Below are 16,316 nucleotides of genomic sequence, written 5' to 3'. Positions count from 1 at the left end.
TTCACAAGAAAATATATTAAACCTATATAAATAGTATACAGCAAAACTAGCTTGAAAAAAGTATGTTTTGAAATATAATAGCGAATATATTCTGACAGTTTTATTCCTCTTTAACTAACTTCTTACAAATCAGCTCATTTGTCAAGGAAAGAGACTCACAATTCACGTATCCTTTACATTTCTATTTAAACAAAAAAAAGAAAGAGGATTATCCCCTTTCTTTATTTCGCAAACACTCCAGAAACAATGCTCATAATTTTTTGGACAACTTCTTCAATTGATAAAGAAGTCGTATCTAATTCCAATGCATCATCAGCCTTTTTTAGTGGAGAAACTTCGCGTTCTGAATCTAATTTATCACGCTGAGCAATTTCTTCTTTTAACTGCTCTAAATTAGAATCGAAACCTTTATTTAAATTTTCTAAATGTCTTCTTTCCGCTCTTTCTTCAACAGAAGCAAGCATAAAGATTTTCACTTCAGCATCCGGTAATACATGTGTACCAATATCACGGCCGTCCATTACAACGCCGCCTTTTTTCGCTAACTCTTGCTGACGACGTACCATTTCTTCACGAACAAGGCGATGTTTCGCTACAATAGATACTCGATTCGTCACATCAGGTGTACGAATTACTTCAGAAACATCTTGTCCATTTAAAAATACAAGCTGTGTATTGTCTCCTTGCTGAAACTCAATATTTACATTCTTTACAACTTCCATTAACTGCTCTTCATTTTCAATGTCTACTTTTTGTTCAAGGGCTGCATATGTAAGCGTACGGTACATTGCGCCTGTATCAATATAAACGTAAGAAAGTTCCTTCGCAACAACTTTTGCCACTGTACTTTTCCCAGCAGCTGCTGGACCATCTATAGCAATTGAAATTCGTTTATCCATCGTAACACCTCATTTTTTCACTTATAAAACAAAACGAAAAGCAGGTGTTCACCCTGCTTCTTCTCATTTGCTTCATGTCATTAAATCCTCAATTATTGTAGCATAATCCTTCATAGAAGAAAATGAAAACTACCTATTCACCTGTAAGATTTCCATTTTGTTTTTTACCATGACACCCTCATAATAAACAATTTTAGATAAATATTTCACTGATGACTTATGTATAAATAACAATTGCACAATAGAAAGACAAATGAATTGTATTATTAATATACGAATAAAAATTCTCTCCATCTTTTTCACCGCAATCCCTCCCTCCTATACTATATTTGCCCATTTCGTTTCGTGATTTTATACATCGTACATATAGCGGTTAATTTTATTGTCATTTTCGAGGCATACTTTTATACATTTCCATTGTCGAATTTACTCAAAACATGTTATGTTCTAAATGTATTTTTTTACTTGAAAGGGGTATAAGCATTGAAAAGAATCCTAGTTTTACACACAGGTGGAACAATTGCAATGGAGGAAGATAAAGAAACTGGGGTCGTACAACCAGGTGAAAAAAATCCTCTTTTAAAATTCATTCCTGATTTAGAAGGCGATGTTGATTTAATCGTTGAAGATGTGTTCCATCTACCATCTCCTCATATGACACCGAGCGAAATGTTACAATTACAAGTCATCATTGATGAAAGAGTAAAACAAGACAACATTCATGGCGTAGTCATTACGCATGGCACGGATACATTAGAAGAAACAGCTTATTTCTTAGATTTAACAGTACAAGCAACTATTCCGATCGTAGTGACAGGTGCAATGCGCTCTAGCAATGAGTTAGGTGCTGATGGTCTATATAACTTCTTATCAGCTGTAAAAGTTGCTAGTTGTGATGAAGCTGCAGAAAAAGGTGTTTTAGTCGTATTAAATGACGAAATTCATTGCGCTACAAATGTAACGAAAACACATACAAGTAATGTCGCAACATTCCAAAGCCCACAATACGGACCAATTGGAATGGTAACAAAACGCGGCGTTGTCTTCCATCACGCTTTAGTACATCACGAAACATATACGATAAACAAAGTGTCTAAAAATGTAGTTGTTCTAAAAGCATATGCTGGTATGGATGATACATTATTAGCAGCAATCGAAAATCTTCCTGTAGACGGCATTGTTATCGAAGCTCTTGGACAAGGTAATCTCCCTCCGAGAACACTACCTAGCCTAGAAAGATTATTAAATAAAGGTATTCCTGTCGTATTAGTTTCTCGCTGTTTCAACGGTATCGTTCAAGACGTATATTCGTATGAAGGTGGCGGTAAACACTTAAAAGATATGGGCATTGTATTCACATACGGCTTAAATGCACAAAAAGCACGCATTAAATTGCTTGTTGCATTAGAGAATACAAATTCTCATGAATCCATTCAAAATATGTTTATGCACGAATAAAAAGAAGCTGTCGAGGTTTTCCCGACAGCTCCTTTTTATTTTTCTCTTAATGCAATGGTTTGCGCAATCGCATCTCCATGAAATCTACCGTTCTCGATAAATATTTCATTTGCATTATTTCCAGCAGCAATGACACCTGCAATGAAAATATTTTCAGCATTCGTTTCCATTCTATCCTCTGTATAAATTGGACGTCCTGTTTCTTCATCAATCTGAACACCCATCTTCGTTAAGAAGCTATGATCAGGATGATAACCAGTCATCGCAAATACAAAATTGTTTTTGATTGTAAAAGCTTCACCATCAACTGTAAACGTTAATGTATGCTCAGTAATTTCTTTCACATGAGCCCCAAAATGCATTTGAATTGTACCATTTCGTACTAACGCCTCAAATTCCGGCAAAATCCAAGGCTTTATGCTTGGTGAATACTCACTTCCACGATACAGTACCGTTACACGTGCACCAGATTTAACAAGTTCTAACGCGGCATCTACACTCGAGTTTTTCCCACCTATAACTACTACATCTCGATCAAAATAAGGATGCCCCTCTTTAAAATAGTGAGCTACTTTCTTCAATTCCTCACCTGGAACATTCATATAATTTGGATTATCATAATATCCAGTTGCTACAACAATATATTTCGCTATATATATTTCTTTACTTCCGTCACGCTTTGTCGTCTCAACCTGAAAAACTTCTCCATCTTTTTGAACTTTCTCCACTCGCTCAAAAGCATTTACACGTACAGATTTACGTTTTACTACTTCACGATAATACGCAAGCGCTTGATTTCGAACTGGCTTACGATTTTCTGTAATAAAAGCTACATCACCAATTTCTAATTTTTCACTCGAAGAGAAAAATGTTTGATGAGTTGGATAATTATAAATGGCATTTACAATGTTTCCTTTTTCAATTACTAACGGATTTATCCCAACCTTTTGCAACGAAATTGCAGCCGCTAATCCGCACGGACCGCCTCCGATTATAATAACTGTTTCTTTCTGCATACTCGTCCACTCCTAGTCTTCTACCAATACACTATTTATAAAAACAAGAAAAAACCTACTTACAGCAGTAGGCACCTATCTTTATTGTATTCATTTTTCATATATTTGTCATCTAAACGAAACGTACATCCGATAGACATCTGCTAAAAACTGCTGAAATTTAATACCTTGTTTCCCTAATACATTCTCAGGATCAATCTTTCTAGCTGGATCAAGCGTTTTATGTGACACGATATCTTTTTTCGGATTTAAGCCAAAGTTTTGGCATAAATACGCATGATACCATGTAAAACGATTATATGCTTCCCAAAAGTTAACATCACCGCCATAACAAAGTTCCACTCCAATGGCCGCCTTATTCGCGTCATAGCCATATAAGTCATTATCCGTCGGCACACCATATCGAACATGATACGCAACTTCATTTATAGGAATAATCTCCAATATTGTTTTATCATCTATAAATGTATGCGCCGAAGCTTTCGGTTGTAATTCATTAAAGTAATCTCGATTTCCTATCGCATTGCTTCCAGGATTCCCCGTATCATGGCTTACAATAAATCTAACTTTAGTCAGAGGAATCCCTGGTCGTGAACTTCCATATCCAATATAGTTGCGCTCTATAGGAAACATTGCCATTGCTACCAACTCCCGCTCTAGAAGGTTACCTTACTTCCTTATATATGTATTCGGTAACAATGTCCTTATCGCATATTTCTTACGCGAAGAGAAAATCGAAAATATTTGAAGTGAACACCATAAACAACAAGATACTTACAGCCACTCCATAAAAACCGTAAAACCAAACACAATCTTCTTTCGTATCTAAACCGAAAAATTTATTTACCGATTGTAATAATGTGCCACGCTTGCTTTGTTTGTTTCGTAATACTTCCACTCGCTCTACAACATCTGCTGGCATCATAAATCTTTGGTCTACTGTCATTTTCATCATTTATCTCTCCTTAAAATCATTTCCGTTTTGTTTATCTAAGGAGAGTATAGCACGTTTGTTCGTATAGAACAAGCGTTCTTTTTTGTTTTTATTTTATTTTTCAGCAATCCAAGTAAAAATTGAGATTACAACGGCAATAATCGCCCCTACTACAACCACACCAAATCTCAAAAACAGTAGCGCTTCCCCGAACATCCGAACGATACTTATTTTTCGAGCTTTCATCGTTCTTGCAAGTTCTCCCTCTAACCTCTTAACCTTTTCTTCTAATTGTTCTACTCGTTCCAGCATTTCATTCTCCATATACAATACCTCATTCAATATTTCAACAAAAAAACGTGATTTCCTCGAAAGGAAATCACGTTTTCTCAAGATATAATATTTTATACCCAACCTCTGAAGCGGCTTGCTTCAGCCATTTTACGAACACCAACCATGTACGCCGCTAAGCGCATGTTCACTTTACGAACTTGTGCTGTTTCATAAATAGAATCAAATGATCTTACCATTACTTTTTCTAAACGTTGTTCTACTTCTTCTTCAGTCCAGTAGTAACCTTGGTTATTTTGTACCCACTCAAAGTAAGATACTGTTACACCACCAGCACTTGCTAACACGTCTGGAACAAGTAAAATTCCGCGATCTGTTAAAATTTTAGTCGCTTCTAATGTTGTTGGACCATTTGCAGCTTCAACAACGATTTTCGCTTTAATATCATTAGCATTTTCTTCTGTAATTTGGTTCTCAATTGCAGCTGGAACTAAAATATCGCAATCAAGCTCTAACAATTCTTTGTTTGAAATTGTATTGTTAAATAGCTTTGTTACTGTACCGAAGCTATCACGACGGTCTAATAAATAATCAATATCTAATCCGTTTGGATCATGTAACGCGCCGTAAGCATCTGAGATTGCAATAACTTTCGCACCTGCATCATGCATAAATTTAGCTAAGAAGCTACCAGCATTACCGAATCCTTGAACAACAACGCGTGCACCCTTAATATCAATGCCACGTTTTTTCGCAGCTTCGCGAATACAAATTGTTACACCTTTCGCTGTTGCTGTTTCACGTCCATGTGATCCACCTAATACAAGCGGTTTACCTGTAATAAATCCTGGTGAATTAAATTCATCAATACGGCTATACTCATCCATCATCCATGCCATAATTTGAGAGTTTGTGAATACATCTGGAGCTGGAATATCTTTCGTCGGACCTACGATTTGGCTAATTGCTCGTACATAACCGCGGCTTAATCTTTCTAACTCACGGAATGACATTTCACGTGGATCACAGATAATTCCACCCTTACCTCCACCATATGGTAAATCAACAATACCACATTTTAAACTCATCCAGATTGAAAGTGCTTTCACTTCATTTTCTGTTACATTCGGATGGAAGCGAATTCCACCTTTCGTTGGACCAACAGCATCATTATGTTGTGCACGATATCCTGTAAATATTTTAACAGTCCCGTCATCCATACGAACTGGTATTTTCACTGTCATCATACGAATTGGTTCTTTTAATAATTCATATACTTCGTTTGGATAACCCAATTTTTCTAACGCTTCACTAATAACAATTTGTGTTGAATTCAATAGTTCAAAATGTTGTTCCCTTTGTTGTTGTGTTTTTGTTTGAGTTCCCTTTTCGGCTACCATAGTAAGTAAACCCCCTGTAATTTCACTTGTTTAGTAAACCTTCATTGCCTAGTATACACCCTTAAATTTGGAATGCAATAGAAAACGCTAACAAATATATACAAACTATTTTATGTTGCAAGCGTTTTCACTATTATTATAGTCCTTTTATTACTTTTAGAAAAGTAAAATACTTAAATATTTAAATGTTTTTTATTTTCATCAACCATACTCCCATAAAACTGCATATTTTATTTTCAAAAAGTATGTTCGAGTATTTACAATCCTCCCTTCCCTTATCCAAATAAAAACAAAACCTCAGCTTTGTTGTATTAGCTGAGGTTTTGTTTTTTCACAAAGTAATTGTGTATTTGTTCTATCGCGTTAACATCCATTAATTCTTTACCGTACTCCATGATGCGATAAATGGTTGCTGTAGACGGATTACCGTATTCCGCTAAAATAGCTATAAAATCCGCCTTTAACAATTGAATTTGTTCCTCTTCTTCCACCCAAAGATAGAAGCGCTCATCCCACGTATATAGCTTTCCGCCAGTTACACCAAGGTTATATAAGCGATTCGACAGGTTAATTACGTCATCTAGCGTAGCAAACTCATATAATATATGCTCACTTTCATCTAGAGTCACTTGCATTTCAATAAACTCGTCACGGAACTCATCATCTGTATCCATTTCTTGATTTTCTTTCGTTACAATTACAACCATCCCTTGTGCTTGTAGAGAAAACACTTCAACTGCAATCGGACCATCTGCTTCAAATCCTAATTCCTTATTTGCTTCTTGCATCATATCACGAAATAATTGCTGTACTTTCGGCGCATTTCTCCATAAATCTTCTTTCGTTAATCCTCGTTCAGATAAATCATCAAATGTTAGAAAAATTTTTATCTTATTGTAATTTAATCGTTCCAGCCTCATCTCATACCCTCCCTACGTAACCAATGCATCTAATTTTATTATATGAAATAGAAAATAGATGGTTCTTTTCGAACAACTATTCCGATATTTTTAACCATTCATCCCATTCTTCTTTCGTATCACCAATTAAGATTGTTTCAATGTCCAACTGGTTTAGAACGCCTAGCTTTCCGATAAATCCAACAGAAAGAGATTCCCTTTTTTCTTGTAATAAATTTATAAAGTTCATCGTCTTTTTCATATCTTGTTCGTCAGCAAAAGATACAAATACATATTTCGGCTGTATTTCCTCTACCGCTGACAACATACCATCTTCAGCTAAGCTTGTCCTAATATATATCGCCTCATATCCTTTTAAGCGTAAATAAGTTGAAAAAATAAATCCTTTCAATGCATTCTTTTCTAACACAATAACTTTGTGTAAAGAGGAAAACATTGAGGCATTGTGATACACCATCCCTAGACGCGTTTGTAAAAATGATAGTGCATATTGGAATTGCACCATTGAAATCTCATTATTATTTTTTGACGTTAATAATTTGTCTGTCACTCGAAGAACGATACTGGCAACAACCTTTTCTGTTGAATATATACTAAAAGCTTCGTTTAATAATGCAGCAATTGTAATTTCATCAAATTTTAACAAAGCTTGTAGCAAATCGTCCACTAAAACAACTTCTTTATCGAAATGTATCTCTTTTTGAACTGTACTCGGCAAACGATTCTCTTCTAATAACTGAACTGCTTGTCCAATCATCATGCCGGAGGAAACTTTTTCCATTAACCATTTTAAAATTTGAATATGCTCTTCTGTATATAAACGATGCCCAGCTTGATTTCGCTTTGGGGCAATAATTTGATATCGTCTTTCCCATGCACGAAGCGTGCTCGGCTGAACTCCAATTATATTCGAAACAGCTTTTATATTATATTTCCCACTAAGAGTTGGCATCATTTCCCTCCGCACAATGTAATGATATGTGTTTGAGCAGGTGCTCGGAAACGAAGTGGTATCAATGTTGTTCCGTACCCATTACTAACAAAGAGAATCGTATTCAAATGGTTATATACGCCACCTTTTAAATATTTTTTAGATGGGAATAATCGGATTTGTCCTCCATGCGTATGTCCACTTAACACAAGTGAAATCTGTTCATTTCCAGACATTTTTTTTATTATATCAGGGTTGTGACTAACTAGGATACGAAAACCATCTTCTTTACAATCCGCCAATGCCAAATCTAGACGATCACGGTGCAATCCAACATCATCGATACCGAGCAAACAAATTTTCTCTCCTAATTCAGACTCAAATACCACTCTTGTATTATCTAAAACTTTTACGTTATTTTCTAATAATAACGCATCTAATTCATGATATTCTATCTCATAATCATTGTTTCCCCACACAAAATATACAGGACCTATCTCTCTTAACTTTTGAATATTCGCAGAGATTTTTGATAAAGAGACACCTTTCTCTGCTAAATCTCCTCCGATAATTACAATATCTACTTTTCCTTTTACTTGTTCAATTAACAAATTCGAAATGACTCTTCTATGAATATCAGAAATAAAAAACACATTTACTTTTTGAAAACTTTTCGGAAATTCTTTAAATACTAAAGTATGTTCCAACACCTTATTACGCATCGCTTCTTTATACATCACAAGAAGTAATAAAATCCCCATGCCTATGAGAGTACTGAATAATATAATCCATATCATATTTTTGACTCCCCTCCTCATAAAGATAATCCTAGGCTTTTATAACAAACTGTGATCGCTTAACTCACTAGCTTTCTTGCTTTGTGGACTTATCTTTTATCGGAATTTTTAATTCTTGACCTGCACTCACTTCATCTTCTTGCAAGTTATTATACTTTTTAATTACTTCAATTCCATTTCCATCTGAAAAATATTGCTTCGCTATACTTTCTAAAGTTTCTCCCTCTTTCACAGTATGCGTTATTACTTTTTCAGACTGTTTCTGCGACTCAGATTTAGCTGAATCAAAGAAGATTACTTCAAACGCACTTTTTCCGGCATTATTACTATCACCCTTCACCTGAATATATTTATCCGTGTACCACAAAATACTAATTGGCAGCAGAATGAATAGAAATGTTAAAACCCGGACGAAAATGTGATTTATTTTAAACTTTTGTTTTTTCTCTTTATTTCTATGAATTTCACTACGCGGCGGTAAACTTTCTTTTTCTTCCACTCGCTCAACTTCTAATTCCTCTTCAAAATCAGGAATTCGTTTCCTCATGTTGTTCACCACCACCTTCCATTTATTTTCTTAATTGGAGTCCCATTATAAAATCAACAAGAAAGTGTGCAAAGATTGTTATAAACAAATTTCCTGTCCATTCAAATACATAACCAAAGACAAAACTAATGAAACAGACGAAACAAAACAAAAATGGCTTTGTTATATAACGAATATGTAACACTGCAAATACGAAGCTCGCAATTACAATTCCAAAATGAGTCTGCACTACACCTCTAAATAAAAACTCTTCTGCAAAACCAATTAAGAACGTAATAACGAGTAAATGCAGAACGGACATTCCTCGAAACATCTTATCGTTAATACCACCATCATCAAACCAAGACTCCGGAAACACTCGCATTGCAACATAATCTAATAACACAATACCAATCGCTAACAAACCACCTATAATAAGTATAGATACTGGTTCCCATTTCCATAAATTAAAGACTTCTTTTACATCTTGAAATAATATATATGCCAGTAAACAGCCAATACCGATAATAATTAACTGTGTTATATATAGATTCAGCCTTATTTCCTGCGGACTCATATCTTCAACATTATGCCTTTGAATGTTCATCATTCCTCCATCTTTTCTAGGCCGAAAAGCTTTTGTAACTCTGTTTCCCAATTATAGTCGAAATCCGATTGTTGCGCTCGTCTTTTTTTATAATCTTCTTTTGTAATACCGCAATAATCGCAGCAATTAATTAACTCTTGCTCTTTCCTATAACCGAACTGTTGCAGCACATATTCACGTCTACATCCTTTAACTTGTATCCATGACTTCATATTTTCTAGCTCACTATATTTATTACGCAACCTTATTTCTACTTCAGCTATTAATCGGTTCATGATTTCATCTGACAAACCTTCTAATAATAATCTTCGTTGTTGTATAATTCCAACCTGTTCGAGATGATAACGAACGAAACGCCAATATTGCTCATTAAATCTTGCTGCATTATAACAAATTTCTTCTACATCTTCTATTGGTAATTCTTTCGTTTGAAACATTCTTTCTTGTAGTAAAGAAAATAAAAATTGTATTTGTGACTTACTTGGCAATTCATCCTCAATGATTGAAATTGGTAAATCATGATCCAACGGACTACATAATAAAATAGCTATACTCGGTTCGCCATCTCTTCCAGCTCTTCCGATTTCTTGTAAGTAAGAAGCTATATTAGTTGGATAATGAAAATGAATAATATATCGCGTATTCGCCTTATTTACCCCCATACCAAATGCACTTGTACATATTACAAGTTGCAATTGATCGTTCATAAACTGCTGTTGAATTAACATACGCTCTTCATGTTCCATACCACCATGATAAAAAGCTACACCAGTAACACCTTTCCCTCTCAAGTATTCCGTTAACCTTTCTGTCCACGCTCTACTTGAGCAATATACAATCCCCGGCCCTTGTAAATACATCACCTGCTCTAAAAGCGTCTCTTTCTTTTCTTCTATCGTCTCTACAAATTGCACATCCATTGCAATATTAGGACGGTCAATAGAGTATACATGTTCCGCAGCACCCTTTAAATTTAAACTATCTGCGATATCCTGCAGTACCCCTTTTGTCGCTGTGGCTGTCAATGCTAATACTGTAGGAGAACCAATATTTTTAATAACTACATTTAGTCTTTTATAGTCCGGTCTAAAATCATAACCCCATTGAGAAATACAATGAGCCTCATCAACAACAAATAATGAAATATGAATTTTCTTCAATTCCCTAATTAATAACTCCGACTGTAACATCTCTGGTGAAACAAAAATAAATTTATATGAAGATAATTTTTTCATCGCTTCTCTTTTTTCATTTAATGTCCGAAAACTATTAAATGCTATTACTCGGTTTTTCACAACATACTTTAATTGTGTCACTTGATCTTCCATTAAAGATAATAACGGTGATACAACAAGCACTGTTCCTTCTCGCATAAGCCCTGGAAACTGATAGCACATAGATTTCCCTCTTCCAGTCGGAAGCATTGCTATCACATCTTTTCCTTCTAATAAATCTGTAATTACTCCTTTTTGACCTGGACGAAATTCAGAATATCCAAACCACTTATATAAATATTCTTCAAGTTTCATTTACACCCTCCATCCGCGCTAATACAAGACGAACTTCAAAATAAGAAATATCTTCTCCAACCGCTTGTTTCAAAACACGTAACTTCCGCGTTTGCAATGCTTCAATTACTTTTATTACTTTGTCTATCTTTTCTTTTTCCATAAACATTTCAATAGAAAAATCTTTTTCTCGCAAAGCAATTTCAACAAAATGATCTTCTATCGTTGCAACCTTTAAATTCCGAATCGTCGCTATTTCTTCTAAAGAACGTCCTTGCCTCCAAAAATTATATGTTTTTTTCGTGGATAAACTAAATAATTCAGCTCTCTCATTTGGATAAGATATAATTTCAGCTAATAGTGGAAATTCATTTTCTTTATCACGAACTTCTTGTATAAAGAAATGCATTGTACCCCAAAATAAAAAATACACCCTGAATATATCTTGTTTCGTAATTTCTGCTAATTGTTGCAATGTACAACCAATACGTTCATAACCCGTTAATCGATATGTTACAATCGTCGCTTCTATCGCATTACTCTTTTCTAAAAGATTCTGTACTTCCGTCCATAGTTTTCTCGCCAACTCACTTCTCTTATATGGCCTTCCTGTTAGAAAACGTTTCACCCACATCATTATTTCTGTATCTTGCTGAATTGGAATAAACCTCGTATTATTCTGTTGTAAATTGGATATGGTTTGAATAATCAATGATAATCTTTTCCAAAATGTTTCACCTAATTCACCGTAATGTAAACCATGCAAATGTGCTGGAAAAGCATAAACTTCCTCCCATTTATGTAACTGCATTTTACCCGTAGGTGTTAACACATATGTATTTTCATGTATTTCTTGAATAAAATCCGCTTGCAACAACTTTGCAACTTCACCATCATAGTCATTTCTATTCAATGATTTATATATTCCGAACAAAAATGAAATTCGGAACATATTTCCATCTTGTAAAGTTTGCGAAGAACGTTTGCCCTTTAGTAAATAATAAATAGAAGAAACGGTTCTCTCACCATTCAATTGTTTTAAACAATGCAACAAAGTATATTGTATTTGCATGACCGCTTCCACCTTCCAATCTTAACTTCATTCTTTTCAGTACAATTACACTATCTACTGTCGCTCATTAAACTTATCATATAAGAACTATATACTTGTATATAGTCTATTGTATCAAACGAAATCATATTTACGTATTTTGAAAATCTTATGACATAATTCAAAAATAAGTTGACACTCTAATTGATAAGCATTATCATTATAATTTTATGTTGAAAAGTTTTACAAACCGTTTTACAATAAGGTTATAATTTTTATGGCGAGCTTTTCACATACATATTATCAGGAGGGAAAAAAGATGGCAAAATATACAATCGTTGATAAAGATACTTGTATTGCATGTGGTGCTTGTGGCGCTGCTGCACCAGACATTTATGACTATGATGATGAAGGTATTGCATTTGTAACATTAGATGATAACCAAGGTATCGTTGAAATTCCAGATGTATTAATTGAAGATATGATGGATGCATTCGAAGGCTGTCCAACTGACTCAATTAAAGTTGCTGACGAATCATTCGACGGAGACGCTTTAAAATTCGAATAGTCTTTTATTAACTTCAAAAAATGCCCCTCATATTGATGAGGGGCATTTTTTGTATCTAAATTTTATTTTCCTTAATAAAAAACCATTAGTAGTTTCACACTACTAATGGTTTTAATATATATTATGCATTTTTCATTTTTGCAAACACCCATACTTTCAGGCGTGAGAATAATGCTACAAATACAATTGTTACAACAATCCCTTTAATTAAATTAAATGGTAAGATTGCCGTTACAACCGTTGTTCTTATGGTTTCGCTAGACATAGCCGGTGAATTTAAAAACCAAGTGTAAGCCGGGAATATGATGATGTAGTTTAATACACTCATAATAAGTGCCATTGTAATTGTCCCTAGCATTAATCCTGTAGTTAAACTCTTCACAGTACGATACTTTCTAAATAAGAAAGCTGCTGGTCCAATAAATAAACATCCTGCAATAAAGTTTGCAATTTCTCCAACTGGTACTCCCGTTAAACTCCCTTGAATCCCGTAATGTAAAATGTTCTTTATCGCCTCTACAATCACTCCTGCTACTGGTCCAAAGATAATTGCTGCAATTAAAGCTGGTACATCACTAAAATCAATTTTCAAAAATGGCGGAAGCCCTGGGAACGGGAAATCCAACATCATTAGTAAATATGCAATACTACTTAGCATCGCTACACTCACCATCTGCACTACACTGTTTTTTTGTTTCATCTTTCTCTCTCCTTTTCCATCGATCATCTCATGGAAAGTGGAAAGGTTCTGCTATGCCTGTTTTTTCATAGAACGAAAAAACCCTTTGTGTTTTACACAAAGGGAGAATTTAAGGCACATCAAACAGACGTTCAAATCCATATCTTTTTTGAACGCTTGAACCTCCATCTTCTCCCATCCAGACTATACTGTCGGCTTTGGAATCACACCAAATCCTGCCTTAACGGCTCGCGGGCTTAGAACAAAATCATAAATAGTTCATCACCGCCGGTCGGGATTTTCACCCTGCCCCGAAGATAGACCGATATTCTATTTTCCCCTTCATTATACAACAACCTCATAACATTGTGAACTAAAAAATTGTAACTTATTTAAAATTAGTTATTTATTTTTCATAACAACAAATAAATTGCGAGATATTTTACAATACAATCCATATTTTTTTATTATTCGGCATTTCTCTTTTGGATTACCTAGTCATATATAATTAAAAGTGATAAGATATTGAATTGTTAAGATAAGAACATTTTCTGAGTTATGGAGGAAATGTCATGAAAAAAGAAAAGAGACATTCTATTCGAGAAGCAATGAAAAAAAACTTAAGAAAAGAATACTTTTACTTAAAAAAAGAATTACTTTTCTACTGCCCAATTGATTTAGGCACATTCTCAAATGAGACATACTATGCTACTTTCGATGAAGATGGCATAAGTATTTATCAGTATGATAAAAAAACAGAAAGTAAATTAAAATTGTGTGAGCGTCATCCGTGGAAGAGTTGGAATAAAGTGAAGATTGATCACTATTTGACAACTTCTCAATTTATTTTTCAGGGTGAGCGAAATTGGATCTTATCTCTTTTTCAAAAAGGAAAAGAAGCTCAAAAAATTATTGAAGAGCATACATCTTTACAAACAGAAGTTGTTTCCCGCTCTTTCTTAAAAAAACTTCCTGGTTTTCGTTCTAATACACCACTGAATAAATACATCGGTAGTATTTGTTACACTGCACTTATTGCATTTTTATTAAAATGGATGATTCCATTTCAAGCACCACAAATCGCCCTGTATTCTATTTCGATTGGTTGTATGCTTCTTGGCCTACTTTGTTTGACAATCGGTTTAATTGAACCGACTATCGTACTGTTTCGAACAAAAGAGAAAACAAGAACAAAAGTTTTTTACTTGTATAGCTATTTAGCTATTTCTGGATTTATATGTGTCTTTATTTTTTGGTAAAAGAAGCCGTCCCAAAATAAACTTTGGGACGGTTTTCTTTTAGATATAGATGCTCTGATTCACTCAATAGTTCTAGCAAAAGCGCCCATATAATTTCATTTACATTGAACATTATTTAAGAAGAACATAAATTTGTTCAAAGTTTAATTTTTGAGACGTTTCCTTTACTTAACATATAATTGTTGATTAGGATAAATTAGCTCTTGCTGCAATCCATTTTTTTCTTTAATTTCCTTAAGTGTCATACTAAATTTCCGTGCAATACTAACTAAAGTATCCCCTTTTTGTACGACATATAATGACGAAGAAACAACTTCATTTCTTTGTTCACTTAAAACAAGCAATGGGTTCATCGCATTCTTTTTCGCCATCGTCCATCTTCCTTGATGAAGTTCTAGATGTAAGTGTGCACCTCGCGATTCTCCCGTGTTCCCTACTTCTCCAATTTTTTCTCCTTTTGAAATATAATCTCCTTGTCCCACATATCTCTTATTTAAATGTGCATATACAGCCTCATATTCTCCGTGTTTAATAAATACAACATTTCCATAACTACTCGAATAATAAGACCTCGTTACCTTACCATCTTGGATAGCTGCCACAGGCGTTCCAATTGGCGCAGCTACATCAATACCATAGTGTTTTCCATGCCTTGTCCCAAAATAATCACTTATCTGACCTTCAACAGGCCATGTCCATCGATTTTCTTCTGCATAAACATGTAATTGAGATACAAACAGTATACTCAATAGCATGACGCCGCATTTTAAAACTTTCATATACATCCTCCGTTTTCTAATTACCACCATACCTTCTCTATTTTGGTATATTACAGAAAAAAGTATACAAAAAAAAAGAAAGTGAATTACTCCACTTCCTTCTCTTTCTTATCACGAAAAACTAATGCACTACGGTTATACTCCACATCTTTCACTTGTAATCGAGCATTTATTACTCGAGCTATTGCAAACAAATAATCAGATAATCTATTTACATACTTTAAGACAACTTCATTTATTTTCACTTCTTTTTGCAATGATACTATAGAGCGTTCTGCTCTCCTTACAACAGTACGTGCAATATGAATAGTAGCCGCCGCCTCGCTACCTCCTGGCAAAATAAAGCGTTCTAATGGCGGGGCTTCTTCTATATACAAATCAATCTTTCTTTCTAAGCTTTCAACCATCTCAATTGTCACCTTATAAGGAATTTTTTGTTCCACTATTGCCAAGTCTCCTCCGCAATCAAATAGCTCATGTTGAATATTTTCGAGCTCATTGTAAATATCTCTATAAGTCCCGCCTTGAAGCTTAGTCATTGCATATCCGATATGAGAATTCGCCTCGTCTATTGTTCCATACGCTTCCACACGGATATCATCTTTATCAACCCTACCGCCTATTACACTTGTCGTTCCTTTATCTCCTGTTTTTGTATATAATTTCATTTCTTCACAGCACCTCTCTTGTTAT

At 34.6% G+C, this 16,316-nt stretch carries 20 protein-coding genes and 1 riboswitch; of the genes, 3 read left to right on the top strand and 17 right to left on the bottom strand.

All coding sequences use genetic code 11. From position 1 onward, the window contains the following. Positions 1 to 221 precede the first annotated feature (221 nt). Together cmk and MR143_RS00530 are read right to left on the bottom strand one after the other, a co-directional pair. Positions 222 to 899, bottom strand: coding sequence for a (d)CMP kinase (gene cmk / locus MR143_RS00535; RefSeq protein ID WP_000361251.1), 678 nt, complete (start codon positions 897 to 899; stop codon positions 222 to 224). Positions 900 to 1,028: 129 nt separating this feature from the next. Beyond that, a complete protein-coding gene (locus tag MR143_RS00530) occupies positions 1,029 to 1,202 on the bottom strand; it encodes a YpfB family protein (RefSeq protein ID WP_199717564.1) in 174 nt (57 codons plus the stop codon). A gap of 180 nt (positions 1,203 to 1,382) precedes the next feature. Between MR143_RS00530 and ansA the strand changes: the two genes are divergently transcribed. Further along, complete coding sequence (gene ansA, locus MR143_RS00525) at positions 1,383 to 2,357, top strand: asparaginase (RefSeq protein WP_000822009.1); 975 nt, start codon at positions 1,383 to 1,385, stop codon at positions 2,355 to 2,357. Between the two features lie 35 nt (positions 2,358 to 2,392). Here ansA and MR143_RS00520 read toward each other — a convergent pair whose 3' ends face one another. The 12 genes from MR143_RS00520 to MR143_RS00465 all read right to left on the bottom strand — a co-directional run bounded on the left by MR143_RS00520 (position 2,393) and on the right by MR143_RS00465 (position 12,359). Continuing rightward, the gene (locus MR143_RS00520; protein WP_001168513.1) at positions 2,393 to 3,373 is read right to left on the bottom strand and encodes a YpdA family putative bacillithiol disulfide reductase; all 981 of its coding nucleotides are present in this window, start codon (positions 3,371 to 3,373) and stop codon (positions 2,393 to 2,395) included. A gap of 108 nt (positions 3,374 to 3,481) precedes the next feature. Next, positions 3,482 to 4,012: a peptidoglycan recognition protein family protein gene (locus MR143_RS00515; RefSeq protein WP_001240655.1), complete on the bottom strand. Its 531-nt coding sequence runs from the start codon at positions 4,010 to 4,012 to the stop codon at positions 3,482 to 3,484. A gap of 79 nt (positions 4,013 to 4,091) precedes the next feature. Next, positions 4,092 to 4,328 carry a DUF3961 domain-containing protein gene (locus MR143_RS00510; RefSeq protein WP_001983018.1) on the bottom strand — a complete coding sequence of 79 codons (237 nt, stop codon included), beginning with the start codon at positions 4,326 to 4,328 and terminating at the stop codon, positions 4,092 to 4,094. A gap of 93 nt (positions 4,329 to 4,421) precedes the next feature. Further along, a complete protein-coding gene (locus MR143_RS00505) occupies positions 4,422 to 4,631 on the bottom strand; it encodes a hypothetical protein (RefSeq protein WP_199717565.1) in 210 nt (69 codons plus the stop codon). Between the two features lie 80 nt (positions 4,632 to 4,711). Then, complete coding sequence (gene gudB / locus MR143_RS00500) at positions 4,712 to 5,998, bottom strand: NAD-specific glutamate dehydrogenase (protein WP_000225173.1); 1,287 nt, start codon at positions 5,996 to 5,998, stop codon at positions 4,712 to 4,714. A 311-nt stretch (positions 5,999 to 6,309) separates the two neighbouring features. Next, on the bottom strand, positions 6,310 to 6,918 hold the full coding sequence (locus MR143_RS00495) for a genetic competence negative regulator (protein ID WP_001235402.1): 609 nt from the start codon (positions 6,916 to 6,918) through the stop codon (positions 6,310 to 6,312). 76 nt (positions 6,919 to 6,994) lie between these two features. Next, positions 6,995 to 7,870, bottom strand: coding sequence for a MerR family transcriptional regulator (locus MR143_RS00490; RefSeq protein ID WP_046945523.1), 876 nt, complete (start codon positions 7,868 to 7,870; stop codon positions 6,995 to 6,997). Further along, a complete protein-coding gene (locus tag MR143_RS00485; protein WP_000637795.1) occupies positions 7,870 to 8,646 on the bottom strand; it encodes a metallophosphoesterase in 777 nt (258 codons plus the stop codon). Before MR143_RS00485 ends, MR143_RS00490 begins: the two co-directional genes overlap by 1 nt. Before the next feature lie 67 nt (positions 8,647 to 8,713). After that, a complete protein-coding gene (locus tag MR143_RS00480) occupies positions 8,714 to 9,193 on the bottom strand; it encodes a LysM peptidoglycan-binding domain-containing protein (RefSeq protein WP_001231556.1) in 480 nt (159 codons plus the stop codon). A 22-nt stretch (positions 9,194 to 9,215) separates the two neighbouring features. Then, a complete protein-coding gene (locus MR143_RS00475; protein WP_001025780.1) occupies positions 9,216 to 9,779 on the bottom strand; it encodes a CPBP family intramembrane glutamic endopeptidase in 564 nt (187 codons plus the stop codon). Continuing rightward, positions 9,779 to 11,308, bottom strand: a complete 1,530-nt coding sequence (gene recQ / locus MR143_RS00470) for an ATP-dependent DNA helicase RecQ (RefSeq protein WP_000762981.1) — start codon at positions 11,306 to 11,308, stop codon at positions 9,779 to 9,781. Before recQ ends, MR143_RS00475 begins: the two co-directional genes overlap by 1 nt. Then, positions 11,298 to 12,359 carry a YpbB family protein gene (locus tag MR143_RS00465; RefSeq protein WP_001167007.1) on the bottom strand — a complete coding sequence of 354 codons (1,062 nt, stop codon included), beginning with the start codon at positions 12,357 to 12,359 and terminating at the stop codon, positions 11,298 to 11,300. The genes recQ and MR143_RS00465 overlap by 11 nt, the downstream gene beginning before the upstream one ends. A gap of 298 nt (positions 12,360 to 12,657) precedes the next feature. Here MR143_RS00465 and MR143_RS00460 point away from each other — a divergent pair, with 298 nt between their 5' ends. After that, positions 12,658 to 12,906, top strand: coding sequence for a ferredoxin (locus MR143_RS00460; RefSeq protein WP_001151993.1), 249 nt, complete (start codon positions 12,658 to 12,660; stop codon positions 12,904 to 12,906). A 121-nt stretch (positions 12,907 to 13,027) separates the two neighbouring features. Here MR143_RS00460 and MR143_RS00455 read toward each other — a convergent pair whose 3' ends face one another. Beyond that, entirely contained in the window at positions 13,028 to 13,606 is a 579-nt protein-coding gene (locus MR143_RS00455) for an ECF transporter S component (RefSeq protein WP_000810857.1), read from the bottom strand. A 162-nt stretch (positions 13,607 to 13,768) separates the two neighbouring features. Next, positions 13,769 to 13,908, bottom strand: a riboswitch (FMN riboswitch). Between the two features lie 249 nt (positions 13,909 to 14,157). Between MR143_RS00455 and MR143_RS00450 the strand changes: the two genes are divergently transcribed. Then, positions 14,158 to 14,844 (top strand): hypothetical protein, encoded by a 687-nt coding sequence (locus MR143_RS00450; RefSeq protein ID WP_000711797.1) that lies wholly within the window; start codon positions 14,158 to 14,160, stop codon positions 14,842 to 14,844. Positions 14,845 to 15,008: 164 nt separating this feature from the next. Here the strand turns inward: MR143_RS00450 and MR143_RS00445 are convergent, their stop codons facing one another. Together MR143_RS00445 and MR143_RS00440 are read right to left on the bottom strand one after the other, a co-directional pair. Beyond that, the gene (locus tag MR143_RS00445; RefSeq protein WP_000866118.1) at positions 15,009 to 15,623 is read right to left on the bottom strand and encodes a peptidoglycan DD-metalloendopeptidase family protein; all 615 of its coding nucleotides are present in this window, start codon (positions 15,621 to 15,623) and stop codon (positions 15,009 to 15,011) included. A gap of 86 nt (positions 15,624 to 15,709) precedes the next feature. Then, entirely contained in the window at positions 15,710 to 16,291 is a 582-nt protein-coding gene (locus MR143_RS00440; RefSeq protein ID WP_000781272.1) for a cob(I)yrinic acid a,c-diamide adenosyltransferase, read from the bottom strand. Positions 16,292 to 16,316: the final 25 nt, after the last annotated feature.

It is taken from the genome of Bacillus cereus group sp. BfR-BA-01347 (assembly GCF_022663835.1).
Classification (GTDB): domain Bacteria; phylum Bacillota; class Bacilli; order Bacillales; family Bacillaceae_G; genus Bacillus_A; species Bacillus_A thuringiensis_K.
This window is presented reverse-complemented; position numbering and strand designations above follow the sequence as displayed.

Bases quoted from the DNA above. Each gene is read 5' to 3' on its own strand.
- cmk (WP_000361251.1), bottom strand. From the start codon at position 899: ATGGATAAACGAATTTCAATTGCTATAGATGGTCCAGCAGCTGCTGGG.
- MR143_RS00520 (WP_001168513.1), bottom strand. From the start codon at position 3,373: ATGCAGAAAGAAACAGTTATTATAATCGGAGGCGGTCCGTGCGGATTA.
- MR143_RS00515 (WP_001240655.1), bottom strand. From the start codon at position 4,012: ATGGCAATGTTTCCTATAGAGCGCAACTATATTGGATATGGAAGTTCA.
- MR143_RS00510 (WP_001983018.1), bottom strand. From the start codon at position 4,328: ATGATGAAAATGACAGTAGACCAAAGATTTATGATGCCAGCAGATGTT.
- MR143_RS00505 (WP_199717565.1), bottom strand. From the start codon at position 4,631: ATGGAGAATGAAATGCTGGAACGAGTAGAACAATTAGAAGAAAAGGTT.
- gudB (WP_000225173.1), bottom strand. From the start codon at position 5,998: ATGGTAGCCGAAAAGGGAACTCAAACAAAAACACAACAACAAAGGGAA.
- MR143_RS00495 (WP_001235402.1), bottom strand. From the start codon at position 6,918: ATGAGGCTGGAACGATTAAATTACAATAAGATAAAAATTTTTCTAACA.
- MR143_RS00490 (WP_046945523.1), bottom strand. From the start codon at position 7,870: ATGCCAACTCTTAGTGGGAAATATAATATAAAAGCTGTTTCGAATATA.
- MR143_RS00485 (WP_000637795.1), bottom strand. From the start codon at position 8,646: ATGATATGGATTATATTATTCAGTACTCTCATAGGCATGGGGATTTTA.
- MR143_RS00480 (WP_001231556.1), bottom strand. From the start codon at position 9,193: ATGAGGAAACGAATTCCTGATTTTGAAGAGGAATTAGAAGTTGAGCGA.
- MR143_RS00475 (WP_001025780.1), bottom strand. From the start codon at position 9,779: ATGAACATTCAAAGGCATAATGTTGAAGATATGAGTCCGCAGGAAATA.
- recQ (WP_000762981.1), bottom strand. From the start codon at position 11,308: ATGAAACTTGAAGAATATTTATATAAGTGGTTTGGATATTCTGAATTT.
- MR143_RS00465 (WP_001167007.1), bottom strand. From the start codon at position 12,359: ATGCAAATACAATATACTTTGTTGCATTGTTTAAAACAATTGAATGGT.
- MR143_RS00460 (WP_001151993.1), top strand. From the start codon at position 12,658: ATGGCAAAATATACAATCGTTGATAAAGATACTTGTATTGCATGTGGT.
- MR143_RS00455 (WP_000810857.1), bottom strand. From the start codon at position 13,606: ATGAAACAAAAAAACAGTGTAGTGCAGATGGTGAGTGTAGCGATGCTA.
- MR143_RS00450 (WP_000711797.1), top strand. From the start codon at position 14,158: ATGAAAAAAGAAAAGAGACATTCTATTCGAGAAGCAATGAAAAAAAAC.
- MR143_RS00445 (WP_000866118.1), bottom strand. From the start codon at position 15,623: ATGAAAGTTTTAAAATGCGGCGTCATGCTATTGAGTATACTGTTTGTA.
- MR143_RS00440 (WP_000781272.1), bottom strand. From the start codon at position 16,291: ATGAAATTATATACAAAAACAGGAGATAAAGGAACGACAAGTGTAATA.